The sequence below is a fragment of the Alkalicoccobacillus murimartini genome (assembly GCF_030813245.1).
In the GTDB taxonomy this organism is placed as follows: Bacteria; Bacillota; Bacilli; order Bacillales; family Bacillaceae_D; genus Alkalicoccobacillus; species Alkalicoccobacillus murimartini.
This window is the reverse complement of record NZ_JAUSUA010000002.1, coordinates 774752-789693: the sequence shown is the minus strand read 5'-3', so window position 1 is coordinate 789693 and position 14942 is coordinate 774752. Positions and strand designations below refer to the sequence as shown.

The 14942-nt window shown below is 40.2% G+C and carries 12 protein-coding genes; 9 read left to right on the top strand and 3 right to left on the bottom strand.

Going from position 1 to position 14942, the window contains the following annotated elements; translation table 11 throughout:
- Positions 1–15: 15 nt before the first annotated feature.
- The gene (locus J2S05_RS10305; RefSeq protein ID WP_306982469.1) at positions 16–336 is read left to right on the top strand and encodes a YxeA family protein; all 321 of its coding nucleotides are present in this window, start codon (positions 16–18) and stop codon (positions 334–336) included.
- A gap of 60 nt (positions 337–396) precedes the next feature.
- Here J2S05_RS10305 and J2S05_RS10300 read toward each other — a convergent pair whose 3' ends face one another.
- The gene (locus tag J2S05_RS10300) at positions 397–2100 is read right to left on the bottom strand and encodes an ABC transporter ATP-binding protein (RefSeq protein WP_306982467.1); all 1704 of its coding nucleotides are present in this window, start codon (positions 2098–2100) and stop codon (positions 397–399) included.
- Positions 2101–2309: 209 nt separating this feature from the next.
- Between J2S05_RS10300 and J2S05_RS10295 the strand changes: the two genes are divergently transcribed.
- Genes J2S05_RS10295 through J2S05_RS10285 form a run of 3 tightly spaced genes read left to right on the top strand, consistent with a single transcriptional unit; the run spans position 2310 to position 7031 of the window.
- Positions 2310–3707 carry an ABC transporter permease gene (locus tag J2S05_RS10295; protein ID WP_306982465.1) on the top strand — a complete coding sequence of 466 codons (1398 nt, stop codon included), beginning with the start codon at positions 2310–2312 and terminating at the stop codon, positions 3705–3707.
- A gap of 4 nt (positions 3708–3711) precedes the next feature.
- A complete protein-coding gene (locus J2S05_RS10290; protein ID WP_306982464.1) occupies positions 3712–5187 on the top strand; it encodes an ABC transporter permease in 1476 nt (491 codons plus the stop codon).
- Positions 5188–5207: 20 nt separating this feature from the next.
- Complete coding sequence (locus tag J2S05_RS10285) at positions 5208–7031, top strand: ABC transporter substrate-binding protein (protein ID WP_306982462.1); 1824 nt, start codon at positions 5208–5210, stop codon at positions 7029–7031.
- 292 nt (positions 7032–7323) lie between these two features.
- On the opposite strand, the gene J2S05_RS10280 is transcribed toward J2S05_RS10285, so the two are convergent.
- Positions 7324–7572 carry a GlsB/YeaQ/YmgE family stress response membrane protein gene (locus tag J2S05_RS10280; RefSeq protein ID WP_306982676.1) on the bottom strand — a complete coding sequence of 83 codons (249 nt, stop codon included), beginning with the start codon at positions 7570–7572 and terminating at the stop codon, positions 7324–7326.
- A 178-nt stretch (positions 7573–7750) separates the two neighbouring features.
- Between J2S05_RS10280 and J2S05_RS10275 the strand changes: the two genes are divergently transcribed.
- From J2S05_RS10275 to abc-f, 5 genes are all read left to right on the top strand, one after another.
- On the top strand, positions 7751–8599 hold the full coding sequence (locus tag J2S05_RS10275; protein WP_306982461.1) for an MBL fold metallo-hydrolase: 849 nt from the start codon (positions 7751–7753) through the stop codon (positions 8597–8599).
- A gap of 3 nt (positions 8600–8602) precedes the next feature.
- A complete protein-coding gene (locus J2S05_RS10270) occupies positions 8603–9148 on the top strand; it encodes a D-glycero-alpha-D-manno-heptose-1,7-bisphosphate 7-phosphatase (protein WP_306982459.1) in 546 nt (181 codons plus the stop codon).
- Between the two features lie 120 nt (positions 9149–9268).
- A complete protein-coding gene (locus J2S05_RS10265; RefSeq protein WP_306982457.1) occupies positions 9269–10597 on the top strand; it encodes a Na+/H+ antiporter family protein in 1329 nt (442 codons plus the stop codon).
- A gap of 330 nt (positions 10598–10927) precedes the next feature.
- Positions 10928–12088, top strand: a complete 1161-nt coding sequence (locus tag J2S05_RS10260) for an MFS transporter (protein WP_306982455.1) — start codon at positions 10928–10930, stop codon at positions 12086–12088.
- Positions 12089–12394: 306 nt separating this feature from the next.
- Entirely contained in the window at positions 12395–14017 is a 1623-nt protein-coding gene (gene abc-f, locus J2S05_RS10255) for a ribosomal protection-like ABC-F family protein (protein WP_306982453.1), read from the top strand.
- An 82-nt stretch (positions 14018–14099) separates the two neighbouring features.
- Here the strand turns inward: abc-f and J2S05_RS10250 are convergent, their stop codons facing one another.
- Positions 14100–14885 carry a zinc ribbon domain-containing protein gene (locus J2S05_RS10250; RefSeq protein WP_306982451.1) on the bottom strand — a complete coding sequence of 262 codons (786 nt, stop codon included), beginning with the start codon at positions 14883–14885 and terminating at the stop codon, positions 14100–14102.
- Positions 14886–14942: the final 57 nt, after the last annotated feature.

Here is a 14942-nt window from a genome sequence, read left to right as displayed (position 1 = left end):
AAAGGAAATGTGTTTATGAAAAAGATCCTTATCTCATGTCTAGTTTTAGTCGTTGTCATTACGAGCCTATACTTTTTCTTTCGAGAAACCATCGACCGTTTTAATCCAATGATTGCGGAGGAATATGTCTATGTTGAGGTGCAAGGTGACCCTTCAGATGATGACGGAAGATATAAGTATAACTTGAAAGGTATAAATGAAAGCAATGAAACAAAACGAGTGGTATTTAGCACCAGCACAAGACTCGATCAAGGCACATTCGTCAGAGTGCTCGCCAAAGGGACCCATACAATAGAATATACATTAATCAATAGGGATGAAATGCCATCGAGTTAAAAGGTATTTGTACTTGTCATTTTAAATCAAGGAGAGCGGTGCAGCTCTCCTTTGTTTTAATTAGCCAACCTGCGCCACCCAATGGCCCTTCTGTACCTCAATTAATTGATGATCTTCCCAGTCTTCAGGTACAGAAATGCTTTTAACCTGTTGGGTAGATGTAATAGTGGGATCAGGAACCGGGATAGCCGCTAATAGATTTTGTGTATATGGGTGAAGAGGATTGCTATATAGTTCTTCCGTGTCAGCCATCTCAACAATTTTACCGTTAAACATCACAGCTACCCGGTCACAAATACGTTTGACCATAGAAAGGTCATGAGCAATAAACAAGTACGTTAAATTCAACTTCTTCTGCAAATCCTCAAGAAGGTCTACAATTTGTGCTTGTATGGACGCATCAAGCGCTGAGAGTGTCTCGTCACAAACGATAAAGGTCGGGTCAACAGCTAATGCTCGTGCAATTCCAATCCGCTGCCTTTGGCCACCTGAAAATTCATGTGGATAACGGATGGCAAAGGCTGGATCAAGGCCAACCATCTTGAGAAGCTCCTCGACTCGTGCCTGACGCTCTGCTTTTGATTGAGCTAAATGATGTATATCAAGAGCTTCACCAATAATATCTATGACCTTAAGTCTAGGATTTAGTGAAGCAAAAGGATCCTGAAAGATGATCTGCATATGCTGCCTCATTTGTTTAAGCTCTGAGGGAGTTAAGTGTGCGAGATCAAAGCCCTCATAAATGACTTCACCAGAAGTTGGTCGGTGCAAGTGTAAAATCGTTCGACCAGTTGTCGATTTTCCCGAACCTGATTCTCCTACGAAGCCAAGAGTCTCTCCCTTCATAATTGAAAAAGAAATATCATCCACTGCCTTTGTGACCTGCCCCTTGGCGAGTGTAAAGTACTGCTTCAGATGACTCACGCGCAGTAATTCTTGTTTCTGCGTGTCAATGACCTTAACTGGTTTTTGATCTTGTAGGTCTGGCAGAGCATGTAAGAGCTTTTTTGTATAATCATTTTGAGGATTTTTAAAAATAGAAATTACGTCATTCTCTTCAACTATTGCTCCCTCTTTCATTACAATGACTCGGTCACACATTTGTGATACGACACCAAAGTCATGAGTGATTAGAATGATTGACGTGTCAGTTTGCTTTTGGATGTCCTTCATTAATTCAAGAATTTGCGCTTGAATGGTCACATCTAAAGCAGTGGTTGGCTCATCAGCAATAAGAAGAGCTGGTTTGCAGGCAAGTGCGATCGCAATGACAATGCGCTGGCGCATACCTCCAGAGAATTCATGAGGATACTGTTTAAATCGATACTCGGGATTATTAATACCAACAAGCTTCATCATGTTTGTTGCTTCTTGTTTTGCTTGTTTTGATGATAATTTTTGATGTTTGATAATACTTTCTGTAAGTTGTTTTCCTATTGTTTTGGTCGGATTAAGAGATGTCATAGGATCCTGGAAAATCATCCCGATATCTCGTCCTCGAACTTTTTCCATTTGTTTTTCGGTAGCTTGTGATAGATCTTTTCCTAAAAAAACAATGCTAGTATCCGGTTTGTAAATGGCGGAATGAGGAAGAAGTTTCATAATAGCTCTGGCGGTGACGCTTTTTCCGCTACCAGATTCCCCAACAATACCAAGTGTTTCCCCTTTTTTTATGTGAAATGAAACATTCGAAACGGCTTTAGTAAAAAGCTCACCTTGCTCAAAATCTATAGAAAGGTTTCTGACCTCGAGTAACGTTTTCATTCATTTAATCTCCTCTAACAAGTTCATTCTACTTGGACTATGAAATTCATTTTAACTGAACTACGACTAAAAGCATAGTAAATTCATAAGAATAATTGACTTATTTTTTTCCTTCTGCTATATTCATTACATCTTCTCTGGAAAATGGAGGGGTTCAGTCTCTTAATAAGCTTAAAAGAACTGTAAATGAAGGGAGAGAGAGTTCGCGTGTGACACATCAATCGCAGAAATCAGCAACGTGGTTCGCTCATCATTACAAGAAAGCAAGCAGGCATTCCTTGTATTCTATCTGTCTATTTATTCTAGGTTTACCCCTTCATCTACTTGTACTATTTATGTACATAAAGAGAAAACGATCTATCCAAGCAGATGACATCAACTATGATGATCAGCGAGGGGATGAAGATTTAGGTAGGTTAAGAAAGCAAGAGCTTGCAAAACAAACCTTCTTTAATGAACAAAAAACAGGAAAAGAAACAGAGCAAATAGTTCAGCAACGGTTCCGACAATTAAAGGTCGAAGCTCAAGAAAAAGAGGCACACCAGACTGGAAAAGTTCGGCTTACATTTAAGCAAGAAATCGCTTCTTTTCTATCAAAACCAAAAGGACTATTCATTGGGATTGTGCTAGGTTTTCCGATGTTTCTTTTACTGACTGTGTATGCCTATCCTTATGTAAAGTATATATTTGACCGATTTATTATGATGTTATTCGTTATAGCGGGTGTAACAACTGTAGTATTTAGTATTTTGCATTTTTCATCCTTTAACCCTGCCGTCAATATATTAGGGGCGCAGGCGTCAGCTGAACAAATTGAGAATTTTAATCGTGTATATGGCTTAGATCAGCCTTATCTCGTTCAACTTTGGAAAACCTTTCAGGGCATACTGACATTTGATCTTGGTCTTTCCTTTGAAGGCAGAGAAGATGTCGCTTCAACAATCTTAAGAAAGTTTCCAATTACTCTTCAGTTAACTTTATTATCACTTGCTTTGGCTATCATTGTTGCGATTCCGGCGGGTATCTATGCAGCTGTTAAGCGTAATTCCATTTATGATCAGAGCTTAATGTTTGTCGCCTTAATTGGGCTTTCAATCCCTAGTTTTTGGCTAGGTTTAGTAATGATTATGCAATTTTCGATACATCTTGGCTGGCTACCTTCAACATACCGAGCGAGTAACTCACTATCGCTAATCATGCCGACCATTGTTTTGGGTACAGGTCTAATGGCTGCGGTGGCAAGAATGGCACGCTCCTCTACCTTAGAAGTAATTGGTGAGGATTATATTTTGATGGCTAGAGCAAAAGGTTTATCCAGCCGTCATGTGTTAGTCAAACATGCTGTACCAAATGCACTGATCCCAATTGTAACGGTAATTGGTCTACAATTTGGTGGATTGTTAGGTGGAGCTGCGGTTACTGAGAAGGTTTTTAACATTAGTGGTCTAGGAAGTTATATCGTAGACAAACAGTTTGTCCCTGATATCCCTAGTGTATTAGGTGGAGTTATCTACATTGCCATTGCGATTTCGATTGTAAATGTCGTAATTGATATCCTTTATACATTTTTAGACCCAAGGATTCGATCCAAGATGAAAGAGTATTAGATTAATGGCAGGTGAGTCCGTGGTTTCTTCAAATAATCGCTTTTTATACAAGCAGGTACGATTCTTTTTAGCTTTGTCGACTGGATTTACAATCCTGTTACTACTATTCAGTATCGAGTGGACTACCCTTTCTATTCGACCTGGAGTGTTGATATACACTGGAATTCAGGCGGTCTTCACATTGCTTCAGACTCTTTTAGTCTGGCAAGTGAAAAGAGATATACAATTGATCGACCGAATTTCAGCAAAGGTAAAGATTCTAGCGGTTGTATTGTTGTTTAGTCTTTTTGTAGGGAATGTCTTTTTGGCTGTTTCATCTTTATATGTGTTAAAGGAAAAACGTAGTACGGCATATGCATACGCCTCATATATGATCATCACAGATGTAATCGTGATTCTCGTATCATCCGTGAATCTTTTTAAACCCTATGTATCGAATACTTTTTTGCCATCGATGTATGCACTGATTCTCATTTTAGTTCTTCATATCGCTTTTCTTTGTTTACAGGGGCGTCTGGAGCATCTCAACAGAGGGCCACGAGCGGTTCTCCTAGCGATTCTTAGTTTAACTGCACTAACAGGAAATTTATTTGTTTTATTTACAGTGTGGGCCTATATCAAGCAGACTCGTTCTGTTACGTGGATTGTGCGGGAAAGTTTGTTAGATAAACTCACTTATAATAATGCTTCAATGCTTGGATTGTTCTTTATTTTATTTTTATTAAGTATATCGATCACAAGTATTGGTGTGTTTGATTATGGAGATGCAATTAATAATAATTACTCCTTAATTTTGCAAGATCCTAGCTTGGCACATCCATTTGGAACCGATAACTATGGTCGCGATGTATTTTCTAGAGTCATTTTTGGCGCAAGAATATCTCTAGTCGTTGGCTTTTTGGCTACGATGATTCCTTTCATAGTAGGAGGCGTGTTTGGAGCGCTCTCGGGTTACTTCGGTGGGAGATCGGATAATGTCATTATGAGAGCATTGGATGTCCTTTATGCGATTCCCGGACTGCTCCTAGCGATCACAATCATTGCTGCTTTTGGAGCGAATACTGTGAACCTAATTATTGCTTTAAGTGTTGGAGCGATTCCTGGTTATGCCCGGACAATGAGGGCTAATGTTCTCCAGGTCTCAACCTATGAATTTGTTGAATCTGCTAGAGCTCTAGGGGCATATGATCGACAAATTATATTTAAACATGTGATTCCTAATGCACTGGCACCGATGATTGTAAAATCTACCTTAACAGTAGGTACAGCCGTTATCTCAACAAGCAGTTTGAGTTATTTAGGATTAGGTGTTGAACCACATATCCCAGAATGGGGTAATGTACTTCGGTTAGGTAGCGCCTACTTGGAAAGCCAGCCGCATCTAGCTATATTTCCTGGTTTAGCGATTATTTTACTCGTATTATCATTTAATTTTCTCGGCGATGGACTTCGTGATGCAACAGATCCAAAACTATCATAAAATTTATAGGGGGAAAGAATATGAAGAAAAAAGCAGCAATTTTAGCATCTGCATTAGCACTGACGGTACTTGGAGCGTGCAATGTGACAACGAGAGAGGATGCTGAAGGAGATGGAGATACAATAAATGAAGCAACAGCAGCTCCTGAAGAAGCAGTAGATATTGAGTTGCTATCTATGAGTAGTAATGAACAGGATATTAATATCCTACGTGACCAGCTTACTAAAAACGGATTCAACGTAAAAATTAATCAGCAGCCTGATTATGGTAGCTTTACGACTCAACGTGATGCAGGGAACTTTGATATCGCCATTAACAGTTGGACAACTGTTACAGGGAATCCTGACTATGCAATTCGTTCTCTTTTTAAGTCTGATGGGGATAATACCCTTGTTCAGGATGATGAAGTGGATGCACTAATAGAAAAGGCTGCCACGGAGTCACCAGAGGAATATACAGAAACGTATAAAGAACTAGAGTTAAAACTAGTAGAAGAGAATGCTTATATTGCACCTCTTTATAACTCTCTGAAGAACCAAGTATTTAATAAAGATGTACTAGATTCTGATACAGTCCGTTTATCAAAATCACGCGCCTTCGCTTGGGATTCCGTTGACTTTGTTGATGAGTCTCGACGTGATACAGATCCACTTGTTTTACAGCAATCAATTTCTGAACTTACATCTTTAGATCCTATTAAAGGAAATGACGGATCTATTAATCAGTTGAATACGAATATGTATGTTCGATTAGTTAATCTGACAGATGATGATGAAATTACACCTGAGGCTTCGCTGTCGTATGATTACAGCATTGCAGAAGGAAACTCGGATTACTACTTTGTTCTTCGTGACGATATTAATTTCGCATCTATTGAAGATGGAGAAGCAGTAGATACGGGAGAAAGAGTAGGCGCAGATGATGTGATCTTCTCACTAGAGCGCGCATCAGATCCGAATTCTGTACCGGATCACCGGACATTTACCTTGCATGAACACATTGATACTGTAGAGGCAGTGGATAATCTAGCCGACTTAGAAGGTGTGAATGCAGCAGATGAATCAACAAGTATCAAAGATCAGCTTGAAGATGAACTAGATCAACCAATTAATGAACTAGTCACAAACAAAGATGAGGCTGACTCTAGTGAAGGAAAATACCAAGTAATCAAGCTAACGACAACGGAACCATTTCCACAAGTATTAAACTATTTGGCGCACCAATCCGCGGGGATTGTATCGAAGGATCAAGTTGAATCGATTAACACGTATGATATTGATAGCTACGATGCCGAAAGGGACATTGCGTATGGTGACCAACGTGCAATTACAGAAGGTGATACGTACGATAACCATTTGTATACAAGTGGTCCATACATTTTAAACGTTAAAAATGACTATGAAGCTAAGTTCTTAAAGAATCCAGGTTATCAAGTTGGTACAGAATATGAGCCTAACATTAGTGAAGTGGATGTCCGCTTTATTGCTGATGCTGATGCCGCATTATCTGCACTTCGTAGTAATGAGATTGACTTGTATTACGGGGTAGCAGAGAACAAGATGGATGTCATTGAGAGCGAAGATAAGTTAGAATTACAAAGCACACCAAGTAACGGAGTCTCTTATCTATCCTTTAACAATGAAAGTCGCGATGTAGCAGAGAGTGAAGATTTGCGTAAAGCCGTTCTTTATTCAATTAATCAAGACGAGATCATCAGTGTATACAACGATGATAAGCTAAAAGCATACTCAACGCTTAGTCCGTTAGTTGATACAGGAAATGTATTAGAGGCTGATCCAGAGAAAGTGAAAGAGCATTTAAATACCTATTTAGAGAATCGCTAATCAAACAGAAGCAGTGAGGCAGATCCGAAGGGATTTGCCCCTACTGCTTTTTTGTTATGAGCATGATGAGCACACGACGCGAGCGAAAAAGTAAGGAGTATGCTCAAAAAAATGCTCAGATGCTCAAAAAAGCCTAAAATGCTCAAAACGAAAGGCACATTGCTCAAAATATGTTGGTGAGTGCGCAAAAAAGTAAAAAATGCGCGAAATTCAACCGTACATGCTCAAAATAATTTTGGCACATGTATGAGTGAATATAAAAAAGACCTCGGAACAGGTCCGAGGCCATGTATTATTTTTTGATAGCTCGTAAGATAAAGCTAACAATAAAGATTAAGATAATGGCACCAATCAAAGCAGGGATTATGGCGAATCCACCAACTTTTGGACCGATATCTCCCAAAAGAGCTGTACCTAAGTTCGCTCCAATGAGTCCAGCTACGATATTACCTATGATACCAAAAGGAACGCCCTTACCAGTAATTGCTCCAGCTGCCCATCCAATAAGTCCACCTATAATTAAACTAAAAATAAAACTCATCATATGATCTCTCTCCTTATTTATAAGTACAAGTCTTCTCTTCCCTGTGTATATATGCTTAAACGTATTAGAATATTCTCATTTTATATCGCTCTGGAATGTGTGCATACTAATTAGAATCTTAGTGAAAATAAGTGTGTACTGATTTAAAAAGGATGAATGAAAAGAGGGACAAGATATGGATCAAGTAAGTGGTAATGAGCCTCAGCCTACATTGCCTATAAGCTCTGCTCACGATGGTTTTTTTCAAGCGTTAACAGAGGATATTTACTGTTTCACAGATAAGATAGTAAATGTCTATTTTATAGGTAATCCAAATAAACCAGAGGAATGGTTACTAATAGATTGCGGAATCAGTCGAACAAAAGATCGAATCTTATCCATTTTAGCTGAATCGTTTGGTGATGCTTTCCCGCCAAAAGCTATCATCTTAACGCATGGACATTTTGATCACGTGGGAGCTGCATATGAGCTAGCTAGTCATTGGAGTGTAAATGTATACTGCCATGAACTCGAGCTTCCTTTTTTAAATGGGCTGAAGGATTACCCAAAACCCGATCCCACTGTTGAAGGGGGACTGGTTGCTAAATTATCAGGAGCGTTTCCGTACAAGGCCATTGACCTCTCTCCATTTATTCAGGTGCTTCCAGAAGGTCAATCCATTGATGGATTCCCTGAATGGCGGTGGGAACATACTCCCGGTCATAGCCCTGGACAAATTGCCTTATACCGTGAAAAAGATGGTGCTTTACTATCAGGAGATGCAATTATTACAGTGAAGCAAGATTCAATGTATGATGTTCTCACTCAATCAGAGCATCTCCAAGGTCCACCTCGTTATTTTACAACGGATTGGGAAGCAGCTAAATATTCGGTCGAACGCCTCTCGAGTCTTGATCCAAGTTATATTGCACCAGGGCATGGTTTGCCAATGTTCGGAGAAGAGTTTAAACATCGTTTAAAGCATTTAACAGAACACTTCGATGAAGAGGCCATACCTGATTATGGAAAGTATGCAGAGGAATAAACGATGATTGAAAAGAAACAAGCTGTTTTTTTAGATCGGGATGGTGTGATCAATGAAGTCCTGACCAAAAAAGTGAAATTTGTTAATAAGCCAAGTGACCTATACTTACTAGATGGAGTGGCCGAATCAATCAAAATGTTAAATGAATCGGGTTTTCTCGTGTTTGTGGTGACGAATCAAGGTGGTATAGGTCTCGGGTATATGACGGAAGAAATGTTAAAGACAATCCATACTGATTTAAAAAATAAACTCGCTAAGCAAGGTGCTAAGATCGATGACATCTCCTATTGCTCTCACAAACCTAATTCAGACTGTCCATGTCGTAAGCCAAAAGCGTATATGCTTCAAAAATTAGCTGCTACGCACAATGTAGATCTCAGTCGTAGTATCATGGTAGGGGACCGTGAACCAGATATTCTTGCAGGCAAAGAGGCAGGGTGTCAAACGGTTCTCGTACATTCACGATCGACTTACTCCTATGGCGCTGACGTAGTTTTCCAAGATCTGAAAAATGCTTTGCCATGGATCCTTGAACATAAAAACCATTGAAATAAATAGGAAGAATGAACGACCTGGTTTTATGTCAGGAAGGTTGACAGTCACTTAACCAAGATGATAAAGTTCGATTTAGTGATTTATCGAACTAAAGTGAATGTTAGGGTGTTATAGATGAATGCTGTTGTAATAGCTGTTTTACTTATGATTATACTTAGCTTAGTGCGTGTACATGTAGTGATTGCACTAATTATAGGAGCTCTCACCGGGGGAGTTATAGGTGGATTAGGGTTTAATGGAACGATCGAAGTCTTCACCGAAGGGCTTGGAGAGAGTGCAAATATTGCGTTAAGCTATGCAGTACTTGGTGCGTTTGCGGTGGCTCTTTCTAAGACGGGACTACCCCAATTACTTGTTAATTTTTCAATTAAAATTGTTGGTAGAAAAGAGGAATCTCGTTCGAAGACTCTACCAAAGGCACTCATCTTTTTGATCATCTTTATGATTTCTTGTATGTCACAGAATCTAATTCCCATTCATATTGCCTTTATTCCTATTCTGATTCCACCTATATTGCGGGTTCTAAATGAAATGGCTGTGGATCGTCGTGCTGTCGCAAGTATTATGACGTTTGGTCTTCAGGCTCCATATATGCTGTTGCCATTTGGTTTTGGCGCAATCTTTCACGGGATCGTTGTTGATAATATGGAGGCAAATGGAATGAGTGCCTCATTGTCAGACATGCCATATGCAATGCTACTGCCTACGGTTGGTATGTTTCTTGGACTTTTAATAGCAGTGTTTATTACGTACAGAAAATCAAGAGTGTATGAGGATAAACCATTAGAAGCTGAAACAACCGATGAAGCGGAAGCTATCTCTTATTCCGTGTATTCATTAATTAGCGCAGGAGCTGCTATTCTAGCAACGGTTATTGTTCAAATCATCTCTGAATCGATGATTATCGCAGGTGTTGCTGGTTTAGTTGTGCTTGTGTTTAGTGGTTCAGTTCGATTTAAAGAGTCGGATGCGCTTTTAACAGAAGGCATGAAAATGATGGCATTTATTGGATTTGTGATGATTGCAGCATCTGGATTCGCTGAAGTCATGCGCGCGACCGGGGATGTTGAACAACTGGTGCAGTCATCTGCTGCATGGATGGGTGACAGCAAAAGTCTAGCGGCGATCATGATGATCCTCATTGGACTATTAATTACAATGGGAATCGGGTCATCCTTTGCAACCGTACCTATTATCGCAGCATTGTTTGTGCCAATGTGTGCAGCTATGGGCTTTAGCCCGCTGGCCACACTTTCCTTAATCGGTACAGCAGGTGCGATAGGAGATGCAGGTGCCCCTGCATCTGACAGTACACTTGGTCCGACGGCTGGTTTGAATGCTGATGGCCAACACAACCACATTTGGGACACCTGTGTCCCAACCTTTATCCACTTTAATATCCCGCTCATCATTTTTGGTTGGATTGCGGCGGTTACACTGTAATACGATTGAGAGCTTCCCATCTGGCCGTTTTCATGGCTTTAGGGGAAGCTTTTTTTGAATGGGGAGAGTTTTTCCGCGAGGCGTGTTAAATCGGGGACATGCGGTAGTGTAGGAATGACATGCGAGAAAGCAAATCCAACGTGCAAGAGGGCAATCAGACACGCGGCATAGCAGGACCTACACGCAAGAAAGCAAAAACGACACGCGAGAAGACAACCACAAACTCCCTATATTTCTCAGCGACTATTTGAGCGCGTTCCTTGTTGTTTGTCTGCGTGTGAGGTAAACTAACACAGGTGGATTTTACATCTTAGAAGAAGGTGCCTTAGAATGAATTTTAAAGTGTATGTTCTCGCTGTCTCTGCGTTTGTTGTTGGGATGGTAGAGTTAATTATTGGGGGGATTCTCCCTGTTATATCAAATGATCTAGGCGTATCTGTTGGAGCGGCTGGACAGTTAATTACAATCTTTGCATTGGTGTTTGCGATTTCTGGTCCTGTGCTGATGTCTCTTACTAGTAAATATGAACGGAAGCGATTGTACCTCATAGCGCTTTGTGTGTTCTTCTTGGCGAATATCGGGTCTTTTCTAAGTCCTGGTTATGCGGTTCTGATTGTTTTTAGGGTCATTACATCGATGAGTGCTGCACTTATTATCGTGCTGTCACTTACAATTGCTCCTAAAATTGTTGAGCCGGAGTATCGCTCTCGTGCCATCGGTATGATCACGATGGGGGTAAGCTCGGCGTTAGTTCTTGGAGTTCCTCTGGGAGTCCTGATTGGAGAGGCGTATGGTTGGAGGATTTTATTTCTTATCATCGCGATTTTGACATTAATTGCTGGTGTCGTGATCATGAAGTTTTTAGACCCAATCCCTCCTGAGCAGGTTAGCTCGGTTCGTGATCAGCTTCGATCCCTCAAACACGTGAAGCTTTCTAGTGCACATATTGTGACGCTTTTAGTTCTGGCAGGTCATTACACAATGTATGCTTATTTCGCGGAATATCTAAATGTTACGATGAATGCTGAACCTTATTGGGTTAGTGTTGCATTTTTTGTCTTTGGTATCTCAGCTGTAAGTGGCGGTGGAATTGGCGGCTGGCTCACTGATCGAATTGGTCCTGAACGAACGGTTATCTTTTTTACGATCCTTTTCTGTATTGTATTAGCGACAATGCCGTTAACAAACCAATCTGTCATCTTATTTACCGTTTCTCTTATTATTTGGGGAATGCTGAGCTGGTCTATTGCTCCGGCGCAACAAGGATATTTAATAAAAACAGCTCCAAGTACATCGGATATTCAGCAGAGTATTAATACATCTGCCCTTCAATTTGGGATTGCCATAGGGTCTGGTGTTGGTGGGTTAGTCGTAAATGGATTTTCTGTTGAAGCAACACCTATTGCAGGAAGCATCTTAGTACTTCTATCTGTTGGCTTTGCGCTATTTTCATTCCGTCAGCCAGCGATTGAAAGTAAACCGGTATCTTGACAATAGACTGAGGTCTGTGCAAAGATAATAGCAATTATGTGGAAAGGACGGTACCTCGTACAATGAAGTAGAATCTTATCAAATAAACAGTACATCTTAATGATTTTGAGTGAGCAGCCTACGCAATAGGTCTGCATTCATTCGGAAATAAATTAACGAGTATGTTTAGAGATGAGATTCGTCTGTGCTTGTATAGGTACTAATCTATATTCTGCCTAAGTCTGCCTTATGGGGACGTATGGCCTTTTTGAGTATAGCTAATTAGCATCGGACGAACTCTCTCTAGCAACTGGAGGGAGTTTTTTTATGTTGTATTTAAAAGCAGATCACATTGAAAAAAGCCATGGAGGACGAACTATTTTTTCTATTGATTCACTATATCTCTATGACCAGGACCGAATTGGACTTGTTGGTCGTAATGGAGAAGGGAAATCCACCTTATTGTCTATCCTAGCAGGCACAGCAAAGCCAGATGCTGGCCAGGTTGAACGATATGGATCAGTCGCTTATGTACCCCAGCTAGAGGAATTAGATCAGGAAGTAAGCCCTGATTTAAATGGAAAATGGAAGCTTGCGGATGAGGAGCAGGATCAGGTAAGTGGTGGTGAACAAACCCGGCGAAAAATAGCTCAAGCCTTAACATCAAATGCCAATGTGTTGATTACAGATGAACCCACTAGTCACTTAGATCAAGCAGGAATCGAACAGCTTGAAAGTGAGTTGAATACGTTTAAAGGCGCGATTTTATTAACGTCACACGATAAGGACTTTCTGAATCAACTATGTACATCAATCTGGGAAATAGAAGCCGGGCAGGTAACCGTGTATGAGGGTAACTATGATGCTTACCTTAAGCAGAAGCAGATTGAGCAGGAGAAGGGTAAGAAAGAGTATCAAGAATATACGCAGGAAAAGGACCGACTGAAGCAGGCAGCAAGACAACTCAAGGCAAAATCTGATGGAATCAAAAAAGCGCCTAGTCGCATGGGGAACTCTGAGGCGAGACTTCACAAGAGAAGTGCCGGGGTGCAGAAAGCCAAGTTAAATCGTGCGGCAGAAGCGATGGAAACAAGAGCCGAGAAGCTAGATAAGAAAGAAAAACCAAAAGAACATGAACAAATTGTATTCGATCTAGCTGACTTCCCTGCGCTTCATAGTAAAAGGGTGGTTCAGTTTAATGGGTGCCCCGTTACAATAGGCGATCGTGTCTTAAAAGCAAAAATAGAAGGGGAAGTCCGCTTAGGTAGCAGGCTCGCTATTACAGGTGGAAATGGTACTGGAAAAACCACGCTCTTAAGGATGGTTGTAGACAGACATTCAAACATGATGATCGCTCAACCAGCTAAAATCGGCTTCTTTAGTCAGCATCAGGAGAATCTCGATGATAGAAAAACCATATTAGAAAACATTATGAAGGATAGTCCTTATAACCAGACATTTGTACGAAAAGTGCTCGCTAAGTTGGCTTTTAAAAGAGAGGATGTGCACAAAAAAACTTCTGTATTAAGTGGTGGTGAACGGATGCGAACAGCCATGGCAAACGTATTCCTTGGTAATTATAATGTCCTAGTGATGGATGAGCCAACGAACTATTTGGATCTTGAGACAAAGGAGTCATTAACAGAGGTATTATCCGCTTATCCGGGGACCATTATCTTTGTGAGTCATGATCGTTCGTTTGTTTCCTCGTTGGCGACACATGTCCTTTCCTTTGGAGACTCGGTTCCAATGGTTATGCCATTAGACCCTCCTTCCGACTCTACTCAGGCAAGTAAAGAGGTGAATGATCAACCAGATCTACTAACTATTGAGATGCAATTGACAGAGACACTAGGCCGACTGTCTACAACTATAAATGAAGAGGAGAAAGCAGAGCTAGATCAACGATTTCAGGAGCTTTTAAAAGTAAAGCAAAGGCTAAAGAATTAGTATAGTAAGCCCCGTCTCTTAAACAGAGACTTACGCATAAAAAAAGAGTCTTCTATTTAATAGAAGACTCTCAATTTTGTATTTAAATTATCAATGCGATCAAAATGCCATCTAACAGATAATCTGAAACGACAGCCAAAACAATTAGAAGAACAGCAAAGAGTCCAATTAAACCATAGAGTGGATCAATTTTTGCCTGTGTTTGAGGGTAGAACTGATAGGTCAGAATTATTAGCGTAAAAAGACTGATGAAAAGTAACGCGGTGAATAAGCTAGTTAATGCACCGATTCCAATTAATGCGCTAATTGCAGCTAAAAGCGACAAGACGACAGGTATTGGAAATAACCCAGCAAATGTAGTGAATAGATTTGCGAAGTTTATATCTGTTTTTAATACCGTTTTAATGGCTAAGAATAACCCACCAGTCAAAATAGCGATAAACAGAACCATATAAAAGAGACCGGGTATAAAGCTTTCACTAAAATCCAAGCTTATACTATACATACTGTCTCCTGTATGAAGACTAAGCTGAGCATAAAGAGTTAAAGCAAAAAATAATGAAATTAGTGCAGAATTAATGAGGGCAAAAGGTAAAGTGGAATGAGTTTCGTTCATGCCTCTTTGTGTTGGAGCCTTAAGATAATGAAGGAAATAATTCCAGTAATTCTTACTCACCGCTGTAAGTTTCTCTACTGTTTCATTTGGTGCTTTATCTGCACCATCAACAGTACTGGCAGCTTCTGTTTGATGAGATGGATGTTGTTCAATTGAATCGGTTGATGCTGAGCTAACTGCAATGGGTTCCCCGCAACTTTCACAAAATTTACTCTCAGGGGGTACAGCCGTACCACATTTTGCACACGTCATGTAAATAGCCTCCTTAATCGCTTTGCATTTTAATTTCTATTAGAATAACCATACCTT